General features: G+C 73.9%; 1 protein-coding gene. It reads right to left on the bottom strand.

Going from position 1 to position 391, the window contains the following annotated elements:
- Positions 1-281 (bottom strand): hypothetical protein (locus AN216_RS28000; RefSeq protein ID WP_170843026.1); only part of this gene is annotated, 281 nt, incomplete at its 3' end.
- Positions 282-391 lie beyond the last annotated feature (110 nt).

The following is a 391-nucleotide window of genomic DNA, read 5'->3' as shown; positions in this document are numbered from 1 at the left end:
CAGGCGTCCAGGGGCTCGCCGGTGTTGGCGGCCACCAGTACGCCGGCGCGCAGCGTGAACCGCACCCGCCCGGGGCGCCGCCCGGCACGGGCCGCGGCGTCGGCGGCGTTCTGCGCCAACTCCACGACGAGACGGTCTCGATAGCCGCCGAGCACCAACTCCTGCTCGGCGTTCGCGTCCTCCCGGAAGCGGGCCGGGGACGCGGTCCACGCGTCCAGCACTCCGCGCCGCAGCCGTGCGGTCCGGAACGGGTCCTCGCCGCTCCCCTGCCGCACCCTCACCGTGCCGCCGCTCACGCTGCCCTACCTTCTTGAGTGTGTCCCTGGAGTTCGCGAGTCTGGGGCAGCGCGGGTGGGGCAGGGATGGTTTTCATGCTGGCTGCCCTCGATGG

Origin of the sequence: Streptomyces oceani (assembly GCF_001751245.1) — a bacterium.
GTDB classification, from domain to species: Bacteria; Actinomycetota; Actinomycetes; order Streptomycetales; family Streptomycetaceae; genus Streptomyces; species Streptomyces oceani.
Note: the sequence above shows the minus strand (reverse complement) of the source record. Positions and strands in the feature narration are given on the sequence as shown.